At 63.0% G+C, this 17,788-nt stretch carries 17 protein-coding genes; 14 read left to right on the top strand and 3 right to left on the bottom strand.

All coding sequences use genetic code 11. The annotated features are described in order from the left end of the window. Positions 1-108 precede the first annotated feature (108 nt). Positions 109-969, top strand: coding sequence for a LysR substrate-binding domain-containing protein (locus V9L13_RS04855; protein ID WP_338801671.1), 861 nt, complete (start codon positions 109-111; stop codon positions 967-969). Here the strand turns inward: V9L13_RS04855 and V9L13_RS04850 are convergent. After that, the gene (locus V9L13_RS04850; RefSeq protein ID WP_338801670.1) at positions 947-1,873 is read right to left on the bottom strand and encodes a LysR substrate-binding domain-containing protein; all 927 of its coding nucleotides are present in this window, start codon (positions 1,871-1,873) and stop codon (positions 947-949) included. The genes V9L13_RS04855 and V9L13_RS04850 overlap by 23 nt on opposite strands. Before the next feature lie 122 nt (positions 1,874-1,995). On the opposite strand from V9L13_RS04850, the gene V9L13_RS04845 reads away from it, so the two are divergent. The 7 genes from V9L13_RS04845 to phnE all read left to right on the top strand — a co-directional run bounded on the left by V9L13_RS04845 (position 1,996) and on the right by phnE (position 7,128). Next, a complete protein-coding gene (locus V9L13_RS04845) occupies positions 1,996-2,394 on the top strand; it encodes a RidA family protein (protein WP_338801669.1) in 399 nt (132 codons plus the stop codon). 75 nt (positions 2,395-2,469) lie between these two features. After that, positions 2,470-3,027: a helix-turn-helix transcriptional regulator gene (locus V9L13_RS04840; RefSeq protein ID WP_338801668.1), complete on the top strand. Its 558-nt coding sequence runs from the start codon at positions 2,470-2,472 to the stop codon at positions 3,025-3,027. 77 nt (positions 3,028-3,104) lie between these two features. Next, positions 3,105-3,695 (top strand): HD domain-containing protein, encoded by a 591-nt coding sequence (locus V9L13_RS04835; protein ID WP_338801666.1) that lies wholly within the window; start codon positions 3,105-3,107, stop codon positions 3,693-3,695. Between the two features lie 190 nt (positions 3,696-3,885). Further along, the gene (locus tag V9L13_RS04830) at positions 3,886-4,749 is read left to right on the top strand and encodes a putative selenate ABC transporter substrate-binding protein (RefSeq protein ID WP_338801665.1); all 864 of its coding nucleotides are present in this window, start codon (positions 3,886-3,888) and stop codon (positions 4,747-4,749) included. After that, positions 4,746-5,543, top strand: a complete 798-nt coding sequence (locus V9L13_RS04825) for an ATP-binding cassette domain-containing protein (RefSeq protein WP_338801664.1) — start codon at positions 4,746-4,748, stop codon at positions 5,541-5,543. The genes V9L13_RS04830 and V9L13_RS04825 overlap by 4 nt, the downstream gene beginning before the upstream one ends. Continuing rightward, positions 5,537-6,364: an ABC transporter permease subunit gene (locus V9L13_RS04820; protein ID WP_338801663.1), complete on the top strand. Its 828-nt coding sequence runs from the start codon at positions 5,537-5,539 to the stop codon at positions 6,362-6,364. Before V9L13_RS04825 ends, V9L13_RS04820 begins: the two co-directional genes overlap by 7 nt. Beyond that, the gene (gene phnE, locus V9L13_RS04815) at positions 6,361-7,128 is read left to right on the top strand and encodes a phosphonate ABC transporter, permease protein PhnE (RefSeq protein ID WP_003224391.1); all 768 of its coding nucleotides are present in this window, start codon (positions 6,361-6,363) and stop codon (positions 7,126-7,128) included. The genes V9L13_RS04820 and phnE overlap by 4 nt, the downstream gene beginning before the upstream one ends. Positions 7,129-7,138: 10 nt before the next feature. Here the strand turns inward: phnE and V9L13_RS04810 are convergent, their stop codons facing one another. Next, the gene (locus V9L13_RS04810; RefSeq protein ID WP_338801662.1) at positions 7,139-7,912 is read right to left on the bottom strand and encodes an AraC family transcriptional regulator; all 774 of its coding nucleotides are present in this window, start codon (positions 7,910-7,912) and stop codon (positions 7,139-7,141) included. A 200-nt stretch (positions 7,913-8,112) separates the two neighbouring features. Between V9L13_RS04810 and V9L13_RS04805 the strand changes: the two genes are divergently transcribed. The 6 genes from V9L13_RS04805 to V9L13_RS04780 all read left to right on the top strand — a co-directional run bounded on the left by V9L13_RS04805 (position 8,113) and on the right by V9L13_RS04780 (position 15,628). Next, positions 8,113-9,741 carry an APC family permease gene (locus V9L13_RS04805; protein WP_338801661.1) on the top strand — a complete coding sequence of 543 codons (1,629 nt, stop codon included), beginning with the start codon at positions 8,113-8,115 and terminating at the stop codon, positions 9,739-9,741. A gap of 22 nt (positions 9,742-9,763) precedes the next feature. Further along, positions 9,764-10,690, top strand: a complete 927-nt coding sequence (locus V9L13_RS04800; RefSeq protein WP_338801660.1) for a 4-hydroxyproline epimerase — start codon at positions 9,764-9,766, stop codon at positions 10,688-10,690. A 49-nt stretch (positions 10,691-10,739) separates the two neighbouring features. After that, complete coding sequence (locus tag V9L13_RS04795; protein WP_041072540.1) at positions 10,740-11,687, top strand: dihydrodipicolinate synthase family protein; 948 nt, start codon at positions 10,740-10,742, stop codon at positions 11,685-11,687. 58 nt (positions 11,688-11,745) lie between these two features. Next, complete coding sequence (locus V9L13_RS04790) at positions 11,746-13,323, top strand: aldehyde dehydrogenase (NADP(+)) (RefSeq protein ID WP_338801659.1); 1,578 nt, start codon at positions 11,746-11,748, stop codon at positions 13,321-13,323. A gap of 2 nt (positions 13,324-13,325) precedes the next feature. Continuing rightward, positions 13,326-14,591 carry an FAD-dependent oxidoreductase gene (locus V9L13_RS04785; RefSeq protein ID WP_338801658.1) on the top strand — a complete coding sequence of 422 codons (1,266 nt, stop codon included), beginning with the start codon at positions 13,326-13,328 and terminating at the stop codon, positions 14,589-14,591. Between the two features lie 68 nt (positions 14,592-14,659). After that, positions 14,660-15,628 (top strand): Dyp-type peroxidase, encoded by a 969-nt coding sequence (locus V9L13_RS04780; protein ID WP_338801657.1) that lies wholly within the window; start codon positions 14,660-14,662, stop codon positions 15,626-15,628. Positions 15,629-15,655: 27 nt separating this feature from the next. Here the strand turns inward: V9L13_RS04780 and V9L13_RS04775 are convergent, their stop codons facing one another. Continuing rightward, a complete protein-coding gene (locus V9L13_RS04775; RefSeq protein WP_003224378.1) occupies positions 15,656-17,644 on the bottom strand; it encodes a U32 family peptidase in 1,989 nt (662 codons plus the stop codon). Positions 17,645-17,788 lie beyond the last annotated feature (144 nt).

Raw genomic sequence — 17,788 nt, 5'->3', positions numbered from 1 at the left:
TGTTCAATGGAAATTGCCGTGATTTGGCTTGAGGTGAATGCTACTGAGCTGAAACCGCGCCAACAAACGATGGATTTAGCGCACAACTGATTAGAGGAACTTATCGATATGCTCAAGCACTGGCCGCCGCTCAGCTCGCTGCGCGGCTTCGAGGCAGCTGCGCGCCTCGGCAGTTTTCACAAGGCGGCCGATGAGTTGAGCCTCACTCAATCGGCGATCAGCCAGCAGATCCGCAGCCTCGAGGCGTACCTCGAACAGCCACTGTTCTTTCGCAACGGTCGCAGCGTCGCCCTGACCGACGCCGGCCACGATCTGCTCAGCACCACCCAAGCGATGCTGCAGCAACTGGCGGTTGGCATCCGGCGTCTGGGGCAATATCAGAAGCCCAACCAACTGGTGCTCAACACCACGCCGGCGTTTGCCCGGCACTGGCTGCTGCCGCGTCTGGCGGATTTTCGGCGCCAGCATCCGCAGGTCGATCTATGGATTTTCAGCACCGACGAAGTGCCGGACATGGCCACGCAAACCATCGATCTGGCGGTGCGCGACGACATCAGCTCCCAGGCCGAATGCAGCTTCAAGGTGCTGCATGCCGACCGCCTGTTTCCGGCGTGTCATCCCAGCGTGTTGGCGCAACCTGCCGCGCAGCGCACCACCCTGCATGGTGAGCGGGAAATGGACTGGAGCCACTGGGCGGTGGAGGCTGGCGTCGATGTCGGGCAGCAGGATCAGGGGCTGAATTTTTCCGATCCAGGCTTGTTGCTCGATGCCGCTGCGGCGGGGTTGGGGATTGCGCTGGTCAGTCAGTTGCTCAGCCGTCAGGCGCAGGAAAACGGGCTGCTGCAACCCTTGGTCGAGCAAACCATTCGTGGCCCGAACTGGGCGCTGCTGACGCATCGCGACAGCGAGAATGACCCGATGGCGCGATGCTTCAGCGAGTGGCTGATCAAAAACCTCGGCGCTCGATGACCGGTGCATGCTGCGCCATCAGCTCGATGATCCAGTCGATGAACACCCGCAGTTTCAGGCTGACATGCCGGTTCGGCGGATATGCCACATAAAGCGGCATCGGTTCGAGTTGCCAGTCCTCGAACAGCGGCACCAACTCACCCCGGGCCTGATGTGCGTGCGACATGTACCTGGGCAACCACAGCACGCCCATGCCGGCCAGACCTGCCGCAAGGTAGGCATTGCCGTCATCGACTGCGAGGATGTGACGGCCCTTGATCTGCAGATGTTCGCTGCCGTTGTGCAAGGCGTATGGCACCGGTTTTCCGGTGCGCGCCCAGAGAAAGCCGACCACCCGATGATGCGAGTCTTCCAGCTCCCGTGGATGCAGCGGCGTGCCGGCGCGGGCCAGATAACTCGGCGCGGCGAAGACCCCAAGCTGAAGATCGGCAACCCGCCGCGCCATCAGTGACTGATCGAGCAATTCGCCGCCGCGCACCACGCAATCGACGTTCTCATCGATGATGTCGACGATGCGGTCGCTGACGCCCATGTCGATCTGAATATCCGGGTAACGCGCGTGAAACTCAGGCAACGCCGGCACCAGGATCAGCCTCGCCAGCGGACTTGGCACATCGACGCGCAAGCGCCCTCGGGGTAACGCCGAGGCGCCGGACAGACTGGTTTCAGCGTCGTCCATATCGGCCAATAACTTGATCACTCGCTCGTAGTAAATCGCGCCATCGGCAGTGACGTTGACCTTGCGTGTGGTGCGGTTGAGCAACTTGACCCGCAGCCGAGCCTCCAGTTGCTGCACCCGTTGCGTCACGGTGGTCTTGCTCATGTGCAAGGTCTCGGCAGCCTTGGTGAAACTCCCCGCCTCGACCACCCGGGCGAACGCCTGCATTGCATCAAAACGGTCCACTTCTCGCCCTCGGATTGTTTGGGTTTTGCAAACAGTGAACGCCAAGGTTGCGCGTTTATCGCGGCTGCGCAAGTCCCTAAAGTCACCCCATCGTCAATGACCAAACAATGATGGAGACACCCATGACCCAGCGCGACGTCGTTTTCCCGCCAGCCCGCCATGCGCTTTACGAGCGTCATCGCTATTCGCCGGCGATTCGTTCCAACGGTTTCCTGTTCGTCTCGGGACAAGTCGGCAGCCGTGAAGATGGTTCGCCCGAGCCGGATCTGCAGGACCAGGTGCGCCTGGCCTTCAACAACCTCAATGCGATTCTCGACGCCGCCGGTGGCAGCTTCGCCGACGCGGTCGACGTCACGGTGTTCATGGTCGATCCACAATCGACCTTCGAAACCATCTGGGAAGTGGTACCGGAGTTCTGGGGCAGCGCACCGTATCCGACGATTACTGCGGTCGGCGTGACCTGGCTGGCCGGGTTTCAGTTCGAGATCAAGGTAATCGCCAGGCTGCGCGAAACGGCCTGATCGTCTGGCGGATTTGCACCGGGGGTCGGCAGTCTTCAGACTGTCCGACCCGCCTACCCATTTTCCACAACCGCCATGTCAGACCTGTTATTGAAGCCCGCCCTGCCCGGTATCGCCTTGCGACGCTGGCGCCTGCTGCATCGCGTCAAACAGACGCATGCGGCGCAGTTGTTCAACGTCACTCAGTCGACCATTTCTCGCTGGGAAAGCGGTGTGCAGGCGCTGGAGCCTGTCGCGCAGCAACAGCTGGAGCGCTTGCTGGCTGCGCGCCTGGACAGCGCCGCCGATCAGGTATTGGCGCGTCTGGTCGGGGAAAGTCAGCGGCCGATGCACCTGATCTGCGACCTCACCCACCGTTTGCTGGCCTGCTCTCCTGCGCGTGCTGCCGAGTTCACCCAGCCCTTGAGTACGTTGCTGGGACAGTCGCTGTGGCACTTCGCAACGCCGGAAATTGTGCTTAGAGAGTCGGCCCTGACGAGCAATGGCTGGCACGAGATTCAGGCGCCGCCGGCCGTGGAATTCAGCACCGGCAGCAATGCCTCCGACCTCGTACCGATTCGTCCCAGCCTGTGCCGCTGGACGCGCATTGCGCTGTCTGACGGCAGCGCCGCGCGTCTGGTGGAAACCCTCTGAACGCATATTTTATGCGTGGACGCCAAGTGTCTTCAGTTCTAGGCTGAGCTTTTCGGCGTATTCAGCCAGGCAGACACATGAACCTCGAAATCATCAAGGGCCGCCTCGAATTTCTGCGCGAAGCAGAAAAACTCAAGGACGTCCTGCGCAGCGCGCACACCTCCAGCGGCCGCACCGAAAGCACCGCCGAACACAGCTGGCGCCTGTGCCTGGTGGCGATTGTCTTCGCCGATCAACTGGCCGGCCTCGACCTGCTCAAAGTCCTGAAGATGTGCGTGATTCACGATTTGGGCGAAGCCATCAATGGCGATATTCCTGCGGTCAATCAGGCCGCGTTCCCCGACAAGGGCGAACAGGAGCGCAACGACCTTTTGCTGCTGACCCGTTCGCTCGATGAAGCACTGCGCAACGAGATTCTGGCGCTGTGGGACGACTACGAAAATGCGCAGTCCGCCGAAGCCAAAGCGGTCAAGGCACTGGATAAGCTGGAGACCTTGTTGCAGCACAATCAAGGTTTGAACCCGGTGGATTTCGATTACGGTTTCAATCTGGGCTACGGCAAGAAATACACCAGTGCCGACCCGGTTTTCGCCACCCTGCGCGAGCTGATCGACCAAGACACCCGACAGCGCATCAGCGACCGCCAAAGCGGCACCGAGCGATACTGAATCAGTTGTTGCATCTCAGCCCCAACCGCCGGCATGAAACGTGGAGCAAAACATCCCCGGGCACCCGCGCTGGCCTTTGACTGCCCGGCTGCGTATAACCTCGCCGTTTCGTCTAACCTGATTGAGCGCCCGAGCGCGACACCTCGCGCCCTGGCACTTAGAATGCGACGCTCATGAAACGGAGATTTCCATGCTCAAACGAACCCTGGCACTGACTGCTGGTCTGGCCCTGTCTTTTTCTGCTCTGGTGGCGCATGCCGCCGATGTGTTGCGGGTCAGCGCGATTCCCGATGAAGCCCCGACCGAATTGCTGCGCAAGTTCGAGCCGCTGGGCGCGTATCTGGAGCAGCAGTTGGGCATGAAAGTGCAGTTCGTTCCCGTTGCCGACTATCCGGCGGTGGTTGAAGCGCTGGCGACCGATCGCCTCGACATGGCCTGGCTGGGCGGTTTCACTTTTGTTCAGGCGCGCCTGAAGACCGACGCCACCACCCCGGTTATCCCGCTGGTGCAGCGTGAGCAGGATGCGCAGTTCACCAGCAAGTTCATCACCGCCGACCCGAACGTGAAGAGTCTGGCCGACCTCAAGGGCAAGACCTTTGCCTTCGGCTCGGTGTCGTCGACGTCCGGCAGCCTGATGCCGCGTTATTTCATGCTGAAGAACGACAACATCAAGCCTGAAGCCTATTTCAGCCGCGTTGCCTACTCCGGCGAGCACGACGCCACCGTGGCCTGGGTCCAGGCCGGTAAGGTCGACGCAGGTGTGCTGAATGCCAGCGTCTGGCAGAAACTGGTGGATGCCGGCAAGGTCGATACCAACAAAGTCCACGTGTTCGCCACCACCCCGGCCTACTTCGATTACAACTGGACCGTGCGCGGCACCCTCGACCCGGCGCTGGCGGCGAAGATCAAGAAAGCCTTCCTCGACCTCGATCCGGCCAACCCTGAGCAGAAGAAGATTCTTGATCTGCAGGCGGCCAGCCGCTTCATCGACACCAAACCCGAGAACTACAAGGGCATCGAGGAAGCCGCTCGCGCTGCCGACCTGCTGAAATGACCCTGAGCCTCAAACACGCCAGCCTGCACCACGCCAACGGGGTCGACGCGTTACGCGGCGTTGACCTGCAGATTGGCGTGGGCGAACAGGTGGCGATCATCGGCCCTTCAGGGGCCGGCAAGTCGAGTCTGTTGAATCTGCTGGCCACCGCGTTGCGCCCCAGCAGCGGTGAAATCGAGGTGCTGGGCGAGCGTCCCTGGCACCTATCCGCCCATCAACGGCAACGCCTGCGTGCGCGCATCGGCCTGGTTCACCAAGCACCGCCGCTGCCGCCGCGCCAACGGGTGGTGACGGCGGTGCTGGCCGGCAAACTCGGGCAGTGGAGTCTGGGCAAAAGCCTGCTGAATCTGCTGCATCCCACGGACATTCCCGGCGCCCGTGCCGCCCTCGCCCTGTTGGATCTGGGCGATAAACTCTTCGCTTACTGCCAGCAATTGTCCGGCGGCCAATTGCAGCGCGTGGGCATTGCCCGGGTGCTGTATCAGGCGCCGGAGGTTCTGCTGGCGGACGAACCGGTATCGGCGATGGACCCGGTGCTCGCCGGGCACACCCTGTCGATCCTCGCGCAGCACGCGCGGGCGCACAACGTCACACTGGTGGCGAGCCTGCACGCGGTGGAACTGGCGCTGGCGCATTTCCCGCGGGTCATCGGCCTGCGCGACGGCCAGATCCTGTTTGACAGCCCAGCCGGACAGGTCAGCCGCGAAATGCTCGACACGCTGTACGCCAACGAGCAATTGCAAAGCCCGACGACGCCCAGTGCGCCGCTGATTGTGCAGATCCCGCGATGCTGAGGGCTGATTCACGCGACCCGGCCGCCGTGCCGCGATTAATGCTGACCCTGCTGGCGCTGGCCTTGTTGTGGCCGGGCATCCAGCTCAGCGAACTGGATCTGGGGGTGTTGCTGCACAGCGACAGCCAGACCGAAATGGGCCGCTTCATCTCCGGATTCTGGCCACCGGCGCATGACCACGACTTTCTCCAGTTGCTGTTCAAAGCCACTCTGCAAACCCTGGCCATCGCCACCGCCGGCATGGCTCTGGCGCTGCTGCTGGCGGTGCCGGCCAGCCTGATTGCCAGCCGCGCGCTGTCATTGTCGGCGGCATCCCGGAGCGGCATTCCCAGTCGGGTCGGGCGCTTGCTGCGCTGGCCGGTGCGCGGGTTGCTGATCTTCTTGCGCAGCGTGCCGGAGATCGTCTGGGCGCTGCTGTTTGTGCGTGCCGTGGGCCTCGGCCCGGCAGCCGGTGTGCTGGCGATCGCCATCACCTACAGCGGCATGCTCGGCAAGGTCTACGCGGAAATTTTCGAATCCACCGACCAACGCCCGGCGCACGCCTTGATGCAGGCCGGCAGCGGACGACTCGCGGCGTTCGCCTACGGGATTCTGCCGAATGTCGCGGCCGAGCTGCTGTCGTACACGGTGTATCGCTGGGAGTGCGCGATTCGTGCGTCGGTGGTGATGGGATTCGTCGGCGCCGGAGGCCTCGGCCAACAGATCGACCTGTCATTGCGCATGTTCGCCAGCGGTGAAGTGGCGAGCATGTTGCTGACGTTCCTGATTCTGGTGCTCGGTGCCGACCAACTCAGCCGCCTGCTGCGCTGGAGGCTGACATGAATCGCCTGATCAATCTGTTGCTGATCGTTGGCATTGGCGTCGCAGTCATCGCCTCGTTCGGTTACCTCGAACTCGACCTCGGTGAACTCGGCAGCGCCACCAGCCTCAAGCAGATGGGTGCCTACGCGCAGCGCTTTCTCAGCCCGGATCTGAGCGCCACGCATTTGCAGGCGATCCTCAAGGGCTCGCTGGAAACCCTCGCCATGTCGGCCCTCGGCACCCTGCTCGCGGCGGTGTTCGGCATTCTCCTCGCGCTGCCCGCGGCCGGGCGTTTCGGCTGGCCGTTGCAAAGCGCTTCGCGCCTGTTGCTCAACGGCCTGCGGGCGATTCCGGAACTGGTGTGGGCGGCGCTGATGGTGCTCGCCGCCGGCCTCGGCCCGAATGCCGGCACCCTCGCGCTGGCCTTGCACACCACTGGCGTGCTCGGCCGGTTGTTCGCCGAAGCACTGGAAAATACGCCGCCGGAACCTGCCGAAGCGATCCGTTTGCAGGGCGGCAATCCGGTGCTCGCGTTCTGCTACGGCACCCTGCCCAACCTCGCTCCGCAACTGCTCGCGTATTGCCTGTATCGCTGGGAAAACAACATCCGCATGGCCAGCGTGCTGGGCTTCGTCGGTGCCGGCGGTTTGGGGCAGATGCTGTATGTCAGCCTGAGCCTGTTTCAGGAAGCGCAGGCGAGTACGGTGATTCTGGCGATGCTGATTCTGGTGCTGGGCGTGGATTCGCTGAGCGCCTGGAGCCGGCAGCGCTGGGTCAAGGCCTGACGGGCAAACCTCACTGCGCCGTCGCCAACCGATACTGGCGCGGGGTAAATCCGGTCGACGCCTTGAACTGCCGGGTGAACGCGCTGTGATCGGTATAGCCGCATTGCAGCGCCACTTCGGTGATCGGCAACTCGCCGTGCAACAGCCGATGTGCATGCTCAAGACGCACTTTCTGGATCATCTGCCGCGGCGTCAGGTGGAACACGCGCTTGCAGTAGCGCTCCAGTTGCGCCACTGAAATCCCGGCGATGCGCGTCAGTTCGCCGAGGCTGACCCGGCGATTGAAATTCGCCCGAATGTATTCATCCACCGCCGCCAGTCGCTGATACGCCGGATGGGTTTCGCTGGCGGTTTGCAGGTCGACGGAAATTCCCGCCAGGCCAATGATCCGATTATCCCGGTTGTACAGCGGACGCTTGTGCGTCAGGCACCAGCCCGGTTCGCGGCTGCCGTACAGATGCAGCTCCAACTGATCCTCCAGCACAAACCCCTCTTCCAGCACGCGCCGATCCTGCTCGGTGTAGCCCGGGCCCAATTGCGCCGGAAACACCTCGGCGCTGGTCTTGCCCAGTAACGGTCGCAGGTCTTTCAAACCGCAGCGCTGCACCAAAGTCTGGTTGGCCATGACATAGCGCGCCTGCAGGTCCTTGATGAAGATCGCCGCGTTGGGAATCACGTCGAGCATGGGCAACAGCAGCGCCACGCTGGCGAGCAGATCGTCGAGACTCTGCGGTCGGCTCGCTTCGTTCTGCTGGCTCAGGATCGCAAACGCATTCTGCGTCATGACTGTCACTCCCCACGGTGCGCTTTGGCTTGCGCGCAGATTGCCCGATGGCCGACAGCCTGTCGAGCCGGGCCTTTGCCGTTGGCCATTGTGCTGATTTCGTCATCGTCACCGGCAAAAAACATCAATCGCGCATCGCCTGATGAGTTCACTGTAGCGCCACTGCACGCCCCTCCAACAACCAACAAGAAGGCGACGCTATGACAGGCCAAGGCAAGTTCAAGAAACAACTTTCACTGATAGACCTCACGTTCATCGGGCTGGGGGCGATCTTCGGTTCGGGCTGGTTGTTCGCGGCCAGTCACGTGTCGGCCATCGCCGGCCCGGCAGGGATCTTTTCCTGGCTGCTCGGCGGCTTCGCCGTGTTGCTGCTGGGCATCGTCTACTGCGAACTGGGCGCCGCACTGCCCCGTGCCGGCGGTGTGGTGCGCTACCCGGTTTACTCCCACGGCCCACTGCTCGGCTACTTGATGGGCTTCATCACGCTGATCGCGTTTTCCAGTCTGGTGGCGATCGAAGTGGTTGCCTCGCGACAATATGCGGCGGCGTGGTTTCCCGAGTTGACCAAGGTCGGCTCCAGCGACCCGACCGTGCTTGGCTGGTTCGTGCAGTTCGGGCTGTTGTGCCTGTTTTTCCTGCTCAATTACCGCAGCGTGAAGACCTTCGCCATGGCCAACAATCTGGTCAGCGTGTTCAAGTTCATCGTGCCGCTGCTGGTGATCGGCGTGCTGTTCACCTTCTTTAAACCGGCCAATTTCGAAGTGCATGGATTTGCGCCGTTCGGTCTGTCCGGCATCGAAATGGCCGTGTCGGCCGGCGGGGTGATCTTCGCTTATCTGGGCCTGACGCCGATCATTTCCGTGGCCAGTGAAGTGAAGAATCCGCAACGCACGATCCCGATTGCGCTGATCCTTTCGGTACTGCTGTCCACCGCGATTTACGTGTTGCTGCAAACCGCTTTCCTCGGCGGCATCCCGACTGAAATGCTCGCCAATGGCTGGGCCGGCGTCGCCAAGGAACTGGCCCTGCCGTATCGCGACATCGCCCTGGCCCTGGGCGTCGGCTGGCTGGCGTATCTGGTGGTGGCCGACGCGGTGATCTCGCCCAGCGGCTGCGGCAACATCTACATGAACGCCACGCCACGGGTGATCTACGGCTGGGCGCAGACCGGGACCTTTTTCAAGATCTTCACCCGCATCGATGAAAAATCCGGCATTCCGCGCCCGGCGCTGTGGCTGACCTTTGGCCTGTCGGTGTTCTGGACCCTGCCGTTCCCGTCGTGGGAAGCGCTGATCAATGTGGTCTCCGCCGCGCTGGTGTTGAGCTATGCGGTGGCTCCGGTGACGGTGGCCGCACTGCGCCGCAACGCGCCGGACATGCCGCGTCCGTTCCGGGTCAAGGGCATGCGTGTGCTCGGGCCGCTGTCGTTCATCATCGCCGCGCTGATCGTCTACTGGTCGGGCTGGGGCACCGTGTCGTGGTTGCTCGGTTTGCAGATCCTGATGTTTGTCATCTACCTGTTGTGTGGGCGCATGGTGCCGACCGCGCACTTGAACCTCGGCCGGCAAGTTCGCTCGTCGGCGTGGCTGATCGGCTTCTACGCGGTGACCATCGTCCTCTCCAAACTCGGCAGTTTTGGCGGTATCGGCGTGCTTAGCCATCCGTTCGACACCGTGATCGTCGCGGTCTGCGCACTGGGCATCTACTACTGGGGCGCCGCCACCGGCGTGCCGGCACACCTGATTCGTCTGGAAACCGAGGACGACGAAAGCGAAGCCGCTGAATCCTCCACCCATTCGGCACAGGGCCAGCGCCCTGCTCACGCCTGACTTTGATTGAAGGGACGCGTTCATGAAACGACTGCACATCATCGATTCCCATACCGGCGGTGAACCCACGCGCCTGGTGATGAAAGGCTTCCCCGAGCTGCCCGGCAACAGCATCGCCGAGCAGCGCGACGCACTACGCGAAAGCCACGATCAATGGCGCCGCGCCTGCCTGCTCGAACCGCGTGGCAACGACGTACTGGTCGGCGCGCTGTACTGCGCGCCGGTCTCGCCGGATGCCACTTGCGGGGTGATCTTCTTCAACAACGCCGGCTACCTCGGCATGTGCGGCCACGGCACCATCGGCCTGGTCAACTCGCTGCATTACCTGGGGCAGATCGAACCGGGCGTGCACAAGATCGACACCCCGGTCGGCCCGGTCAGCGCCACTCTGCACGAGGACGGCGCCGTGACGCTGGGCAACGTGCCGGCATGGCGCTACCGCAAACAGGTGCCGGTGGACGTGCCCGGTTACGGTCGCGTGGTCGGCGATATCGCCTGGGGCGGCAACTGGTTTTTCCTCGTCTCCGAGCACGGCCAGGACCTGCAGATGAGCAACGTCGAAGCCCTCACCGATTACACCTGGGCGATGCTCAAGGCTCTGGAAGCCCAAGGCATTCACGGTGAGGACGGCGCGCTGATCGACCACGTCGAGCTGTTTGCCGACGACGCCCACGCCGACAGCCGCAACTTCGTCATGTGCCCGGGCAAGGCCTACGACCGCTCGCCCTGCGGCACCGGCACCAGCGCCAAACTCGCTTGCCTCGCCGCCGACGGCAAACTCGCCGAAGGCCAGGTCTGGACGCAAGCGAGCATCACCGGCAGCCAGTTCGAAGGCCGCTTCGAATGGCATGGCGAGCGCGTGCGCCCATTCATTACCGGCCGCGCCTACATGACCGCCGACGCCACCCTGCTGATCGACGAGCAGGACCCTTTCGCGTGGGGCATCTGAGTGCCCCGCTTTTTTACCGATTGAATGAATGTCCCGAGGAGCTACAACAATGAGCGATAACATCTTCACTGGCTGCATTCCCGCGCTGATGACTCCGTGCACCGCCGCGCGCAAACCTGACTTCGACGCACTGGTGGCCAAGGGTCGCGAGCTGATCGATATCGGCATGAGCGCGGTGGTTTACTGCGGCTCGATGGGCGACTGGCCGCTGCTGACCGAGGCCGAGCGTCAGGAAGGCGTAGCGCGTCTGGTGGCCGCCGGGGTTCCGACCATCGTCGGCACTGGCGCGGTCAACAGCCGTGAAGCGGTCTCCCACGCTGCACATGCGGCGAAAGTCGGCGCCCATGGCCTGATGGTGATTCCGCGCGTCTTGTCCCGTGGTGCCTCGGCCACCGCACAAAAAGCCCACTTCGCCGCGATCCTCAACGCCGCGCCGAACCTGCCGGCAGTGATCTACAACAGCCCTTACTACGGCTTCGCCACCCGCGCCGAGCTGTTCTTCGAACTGCGCCGCGAACACCCGAACCTGATCGGCTTCAAGGAGTTCGGCGGTGGCGCCGATTTGCGCTACGCCGCCGAGAACATCACCTCGCAGGACGATGCCGTGACCTTGATGGTCGGTGTCGATACGCAAGTGGTGCACGGTTTCGTCAACTGCAACGCCACCGGCGCGATCACCGGCATCGGCAACGCCCTGCCCCGCGAAGTGCTGCAACTGGTGGCGCTGAGCAAGCAAGCGGCCAAGGGCGATGCCAAGGCCCGACGTCTGGCGCGCGAACTTGAAGCGGCGCTGGCAGTGCTGTCGTCGTTCGATGAGGGCTGCGACCTGGTGCTGTATTACAAGCACCTGATGGTGCTCAACGGCGACCGCGAATACGCCTTGCACTTCAACGAAACCGACGCCTTGAGCGATGCCCAGCGTCGTTACGCCGAGACCCAGTACGCGCTGTTCCGCCAGTGGTACAAAAACTGGTCCGCCGAACAGAACCTCGCCTGACCGCAGTCCCTGCCCCGGTGTGATGCCGGGGCTTCACCTCTTTTATCAAGGAAGCGCCATGACTCTGACAGGCCACATGCTGATCGGCGGCCAAGCCATTGCCGGCAGCCGTGAAGCGATCCGCGCGATCAATCCCGCCACTGACGCGGTGCTGGAACCGGCCTATGCCGGGGGCAGCAGCGAGCATGTCGAACAGGCCTGCACACTGGCGTGGCAAGCGTTTGATCGTTATCGCGAGACGTCCCTCGACGCTCGCGCCGAATTTCTCGAAACCATCGCCAATGAGATCGAAGCCCTTGGCGATGCGCTGATTGACCGTGCCGTGGCCGAAACCGGCCTGCCACGCGCCCGTATCCAGGGCGAACGCGGACGCACCTGCGGGCAACTGCGCATCTTTGCCCGCACAGTGCGTGCTGGCGAGTGGCTGGACGTTCGCGTCGATCAATCACAACCCCAGCGCCAGCCGCTGCCACGTTCTGATTTGCGCCAGCGGCAGATCGCGCTGGGGCCAGTGGCCGTGTTCGGCGCCAGCAACTTTCCGCTGGCGTTCTCGGTGGCGGGCGGCGACACCGCTTCGGCATTGGCCGCCGGTTGCCCGGTGATCGTCAAGGCGCACAGCGCGCATCCCGGCACCAGTGAACTGGTCGGCCAGGCGCTGACGCGTGCAGTGAAAAAATCGGGTTTGCCCGACGGCGTGTTCTCGCTGCTGTTCGGTTCGGGCAACGAAGTGGGCATCGCCCTGGTCAGCGATCCGCGCATCAAGGCGGTGGGCTTCACCGGCTCGCGCAGTGGCGGTCTCGCCCTGAGTAAAGCGGCACAGGCACGGCCCGAGCCGATTCCGGTGTACGCGGAAATGAGTTCGATCAATCCGGTGCTGCTGTTTCCCGCAGCGCTTGCCGCTCGCAGTGAGGCGTTGGCGCAGGGTTTTGTCGCCTCGCTGACGCAGGGCGCCGGGCAGTTCTGCACCAATCCCGGGCTGGTCATTGCTCGCCAAGAGGCGGCGCTGGACGCTTTCATCGCCACCGCCACCGAAGGGGTCCAGCGCAGCCCGGCGCAGACCATGCTCACGCCGGGAATCTTCCGCGCCTATGAAACTGGCGTCGGCGCGCTGGCCGAACATCCGCAAGCGCAACGCGTGGCCATCGGTCTAGCGGCTGAAGGGCCAAACCAGTGTCAGGCGCAGCTGTTCGTGACCCAGGCGCAGGACTTCCTCGCCGACGCACGCCTGCAAGGTGAAATCTTTGGTGCAGCATCACTGATCGTCCAGTGCGCCAACGACGATGAAATCCGTCAGGTCTGCGAACGCCTCGAAGGCCAACTGACCGCCACCCTGCACCTGGATGACGCCGATCTGGATCGCGCCCGGGCCTTGCTGCCGACACTGGAGCGCAAGGCTGGACGCCTGCTGGTCAACGGCTGGCCGACCGGGGTCGAGGTGTGTGATGCGATGGTGCATGGCGGGCCGTTTCCGGCCACCTCGGACTCGCGCAGCACCTCGGTCGGTACGGCGGCGATTCTGCGTTTCCTGCGTCCGGTGTGTTATCAGGATTTTCCCGACAGCCTGCTGCCGCCGCCGCTGAAACAGGCGAATCCGCTGCAATTACGACGCTTGCTCGACGGTCAGAGGGAAGCCTGACCATGCCCGACAACCTCACAGCGGACAACGCCGATATAGCGGTGATCGGCGCCGGCATCATCGGCGTCGCCTGTGCCCTGCAGCTGGCGCGTCAGGGTCAGCGGGTGGTGGTCATCGACAAGCAGCCGCCCGGTCAGGGCGCCTCGTTTGGCAACGCCGGGCATCTGGCCACCGAGCAGGTGTTTCCGATTGCCGATGCGTCGATCCTCATGCGTCTGCCAGCGATGCTGATGGACCCGATGGGGCCGCTGCGCCTGGACTGGAAGTACATGCCGCGCGCCGTGCCGTGGTTCAGCCGATTGTTGCTGAACCTGCGTCCGGCGCCGTTTCAGCGCACCGTGGCCGGTTTGCGCGCGCTCAACGAAAGCAGCCTCGATGCCTGGAAGCGACTGCTGCAGAGCATCGCCCGCCCCGACCTGCTCAAGGAGGACGGCTCGCTGCTGGTATTCGAGCGCGCCGAATCGCGACAAGCCGTCGAAGCCTTGCAGGCGCGCATGCGTCAGCAACAGGTGCCGGTGGATTTCTGGTCGGCCAGCGCCGTGCGAGAAAGCGCGCCGCAGCTCAGCGAACAGATTCAGGGCGGGTTGTTCTACCCGCGCACCGGGCATTTTCTCGACCCGTATCAAGTGGTGTGCGAACTGGTGAGTGCGGCCAAAACGGCCGGCGTGCAGTTCTTCCGGCAGGAGGTTCAGGGCGGCCAGTTGCAGGCGCATGGCGTGTCGCTGATCACCGATCAGGGGCGTTTCACCGCGCGGCAGGTGCTGATCGCCTGTGGCGCGCATTCGGCGAAGCTCACCACTGCACTGACCGGTAAACGCGTGCCGCTGGACACCGAACGCGGCTATCACCTGATGTTGCCGCATGAGCAAGGGCGCCTGCCGTTCGCCGTCACGTCGCTGGAGCGCAAGTTCATCATGACGCCAATGACCGGCGGCCTGCGCTTGGCCGGTACGGTGGAGTTCGCCGGCCTGCAGCGCCCGCCGTTCATGAAGCGCGCCTGGCAGTTGCATCGCTTGAGCAAAGGTTTGTTTCGCCGTGATTTGAACGCTGAAGACGCGACGCCGTGGATGGGCTTTCGTCCGTCGCTGCCGGACTCGCTGCCGATCATCGACAAGGTCTGCGACGGCAAGGCACTGCTCGCGTTCGGTCATCAGCATCTGGGGCTGACTCAAGCGGCGATTACCGCAGAGATGGTCGCGCATCTGGTATCACCCTCAGCGAACTCCGGCTTGCCGGCACTGGGTGCCTATCGACTCGGTCGCTTCTGAGATATCGATGAAACGTTTTTGGTTTCATACTGAGCGCCGACCTTGGCCCCGCGCATATGGAACCGACTATGACCTCATCAATGGATAACCAGACACCCGAGCCACAAGCAATCTGCAACCCGATCACCAGCAGCGCGATCTTCATCGTCGCCACGCTGCTGCCCGGGAGCGACGCCGCCAGTCAGGTGCGCGGCTGGTGCGGCGACATCGCCGCCCTCACCCGCTCTGTCGGCAAGCGTGTGCCCAACGGTAACCTGTCGTGTGTCTGCGGGTTCAGCGCCAACGCCTGGGACGCCCTGTTCGGCAGCCCACGCCCAGCCTCGCTGCATCCGTTCCGTGAGTTCGGCGTCGAGGGCCGTCGTGCCGTCGCAACGCCTGGCGACATCCTGCTGCACATCCGTGCTGACCAAATGGACCTGTGTTTCGAACTGGCAACGCAGCTGTGCAGTGCACTCAATGGCGCGATCACCGTGGTGGATGAGGTGCAGGGTTTCCGCTACTTTGACATGCGCAGCATCATCGGTTTTGTCGATGGCACCGAGAACCCGGTGGGCCGCAAGGCAGACCACTTCACCCTGATAGGCAACGAAGACCCGGCGTTCGAATCCGGCAGTTATGTGCTGGTGCAGAAGTACCTGCACAAGATGGACGCGTGGAATGCCTTAAGCGTCGAAGCTCAGGAGAAGGTGATCGGCCGGACCAAACTGGCCGATATCGAATTGGGTGAAGAGGTCAAACCGAGCAATTCCCACAGCGCCCTGACCACCATCACCAAGGACGGCCAGGAGCAGAAGATCCTGCGCGACAACATGCCGTTCGGTCGTCCGGGGGCTGGCGAGTTCGGCACCTATTTCATCGGTTACGCGCGTTCGCCGGAACCGATCGAGCAGATGCTGGAGAACATGTTTGTCGGCAAACCCGTCGGCAACTACGACCGTTTGCTGGACTTCAGCACCGCAGTCACCGGGGGATTGTTCTTTGTGCCGTCAGCCGACCTGCTCGAAGAGCTGGCCGAGCGAGAGCCCGCGCAGGCGTGACACCGTAGCGCCACGCCTGCCCGTCACTCAGTGTGGCGCGCGCGGGATGGTTTTCAGCAGGTCTTCCGGGCTGATGTGGCCGACCACGCTGCCCGGTTGCGGCATGTTGAGGATGTGGCCTTTCATCTTGCCGATGATGTGCATCTCGCACGGCTTGCAGTCGAACTTCAGGGTCAGCACTTCGTCGCCGTGAATCAGCTGCATCGGCGCGACCTTGGTGCGCACACCGGTCACGCCTTTGGCCTGTTTCGGGCACAGGTTGAACGAGAAACGCAGGCAGTGCTTGGTGATCATCACCGGCACTTCACCAGCCTCTTCGTGCGCCTCGTAGGCCGCATCGATCAGCTTCACGCCGTGACGGTGATAGAAGTCGCGCGCCTTCTGGTTGTAGACGTTGGCCAGGAACGACAGGTGCGACTCCGGGTACACCGGCGGCGGCGTGGTTTCAGCCTTGCGGCTGCCACGCGGATGCGCCGCGACACGGGCGGCGGTCAGCGCTTCGATCACTTCGCGGCGCAGGGCCTTGAGCTGCGAGTTCGGAATGAAGAACGCCTGCGGTGCATCGAGCTTGATGTCGGTGGCGTGGTACTGGGTGGTGCCGAGCTGACCGAGCAGATCCTGCAATTGCTCCAGCGCCTGCTCCGGCTTGTTGGCTACACCGAACGGACCGTTCAGGGTCACGCTGGCGCTGATCCCCTCTTCACTGGTCGCAGTCACTTCCAGCTGTTCTTCACGCAGGCGAGCAACCCAGCTCAGGGCCACACGACGCTCGGCAGACGTCTTCTGCAGCGCCTGTTGCCAGTTGTGGTCGAGGTTGCGGTTCAGCGGATGGTTCGGCCGCAGCTTGTACAGGCCTTCGGGCATTTCGTTCGGCTCGACACGGTAGCGATAGCGCTTCTCGCCGTCTTCTTCGAACTCGCCCTTCGGCTCGGCGATATTGGCGCGGAAACCCACGACTTCACGCTTGACCAGCACGTTGAGGCCATCGCCGTTGGACAGCGGCTCCTGAGTCACCACCTGCATGTCACGCTTGCCGACTTTCTCGACGGTGCCCACCGGCAGACCGGTGAAGGTCGGCGAGTCGAACGCGCCGATGTCGATCTTGCGATCAGTGACGAAGTAGTCGGTGCTGCCACGGTGGAAGGTCTTTTCCGGGTCCGGCAGGAAGAAGTGCGCGGTACGGCCGCTGGAAGCGCGGGCCAGGTCCGGGCGATCTTCGAGCACGTCGTCGAGGCGCTGGCGGTAATAGGCAGTGATGTTCTTCACATAGCCCATGTCCTTGTAGCGCCCTTCGATCTTGAACGAGCGCACACCGGCCTCGACCAGCGCGCGGATGTTGGCGCTCTGGTTGTTGTCCTTCATCGACAGCAGGTGTTTTTCGTAGGCGATCACCCCACCCTTTTCGTCTTTCAGGGTGTACGGCAAACGGCAGGCCTGGGAGCAATCGCCACGGTTAGCGCTGCGCCCGGTCTGCGCGTGGGAAATGTTGCACTGCCCGGAGAACGCCACGCACAGCGCACCGTGAATGAAGAATTCGATGGCCGCATCGGTTTCGTCGGCGATGGCGCGGATTTCTTTCAGGTTCAGCTCGCGGGCCAGTACCAGTTGCGAGAAACCGGCCTGATCGAGGAACTTCGCCCGCTCAAGGGTGCGGATGTCGGTCTGGGTACTGGCATGCAGCTCAATCGGCGGGATGTCCAGTTCCATCACGCCCAGATCCTGGACGATCAGCGCGTCGACACCGGCATCGTACAACTGGTGGATCAGCTTGCGCGCCGGCTCCAGTTCATTGTCGTGCAGGATGGTGTTGATGGTGGTGAAAATGCGCGCGTGATAACGGCGGGCAAACTCCACCAGCTCGGCGATTTCGCTCACCTCGTTGCAGGCGTTGTGGCGCGCGCCGAAGCTCGGGCCACCGATGTACACGGCATCGGCGCCGTGCAGGATCGCCTCGCGGGCAATCGCCACGTCACGGGCGGGGCTGAGCAATTCCAGATGATGCTTGGGCAAGGACATAGTTTTTTTAGTCAGGCTGTCACGGTTAAGGCGCGCATTGTAGCCGCGAAACGCCCGAGCGGCACGCCTGTGCTGCCAAGTGGCAGATGACCTCGCTCCAATCCGACACGAGAGTCTCCTGTAGGAGTGAGCCTGCTCGCGATG

The sequence above is a fragment of the Pseudomonas sp. RSB 5.4 genome, from assembly GCF_037126175.1.
In the GTDB taxonomy this organism is placed as follows: Bacteria; Pseudomonadota; Gammaproteobacteria; order Pseudomonadales; family Pseudomonadaceae; genus Aquipseudomonas; species Aquipseudomonas fluorescens_H.
Note: the sequence above shows the minus strand (reverse complement) of the source record. Positions and strands in the feature narration are given on the sequence as shown.

Coding starts and splice junctions, on each gene's coding strand:
- V9L13_RS04795 (WP_041072540.1), top strand. CDS start 10,740: ATGAGCGATAACATCTTCACTGGCTGCATTCCCGCGCTGATGACTCCG.
- V9L13_RS04780 (WP_338801657.1), top strand. CDS start 14,660: ATGACCTCATCAATGGATAACCAGACACCCGAGCCACAAGCAATCTGC.
- V9L13_RS04785 (WP_338801658.1), top strand. CDS start 13,326: ATGCCCGACAACCTCACAGCGGACAACGCCGATATAGCGGTGATCGGC.
- V9L13_RS04830 (WP_338801665.1), top strand. CDS start 3,886: ATGCTCAAACGAACCCTGGCACTGACTGCTGGTCTGGCCCTGTCTTTT.
- V9L13_RS04840 (WP_338801668.1), top strand. CDS start 2,470: ATGTCAGACCTGTTATTGAAGCCCGCCCTGCCCGGTATCGCCTTGCGA.
- V9L13_RS04820 (WP_338801663.1), top strand. CDS start 5,537: ATGCTGAGGGCTGATTCACGCGACCCGGCCGCCGTGCCGCGATTAATG.
- V9L13_RS04810 (WP_338801662.1), bottom strand. CDS start 7,912: ATGACGCAGAATGCGTTTGCGATCCTGAGCCAGCAGAACGAAGCGAGC.
- V9L13_RS04845 (WP_338801669.1), top strand. CDS start 1,996: ATGACCCAGCGCGACGTCGTTTTCCCGCCAGCCCGCCATGCGCTTTAC.
- phnE (WP_003224391.1), top strand. CDS start 6,361: ATGAATCGCCTGATCAATCTGTTGCTGATCGTTGGCATTGGCGTCGCA.
- V9L13_RS04805 (WP_338801661.1), top strand. CDS start 8,113: ATGACAGGCCAAGGCAAGTTCAAGAAACAACTTTCACTGATAGACCTC.
- V9L13_RS04775 (WP_003224378.1), bottom strand. CDS start 17,644: ATGTCCTTGCCCAAGCATCATCTGGAATTGCTCAGCCCCGCCCGTGAC.
- V9L13_RS04855 (WP_338801671.1), top strand. CDS start 109: ATGCTCAAGCACTGGCCGCCGCTCAGCTCGCTGCGCGGCTTCGAGGCA.
- V9L13_RS04790 (WP_338801659.1), top strand. CDS start 11,746: ATGACTCTGACAGGCCACATGCTGATCGGCGGCCAAGCCATTGCCGGC.
- V9L13_RS04825 (WP_338801664.1), top strand. CDS start 4,746: ATGACCCTGAGCCTCAAACACGCCAGCCTGCACCACGCCAACGGGGTC.
- V9L13_RS04835 (WP_338801666.1), top strand. CDS start 3,105: ATGAACCTCGAAATCATCAAGGGCCGCCTCGAATTTCTGCGCGAAGCA.
- V9L13_RS04800 (WP_338801660.1), top strand. CDS start 9,764: ATGAAACGACTGCACATCATCGATTCCCATACCGGCGGTGAACCCACG.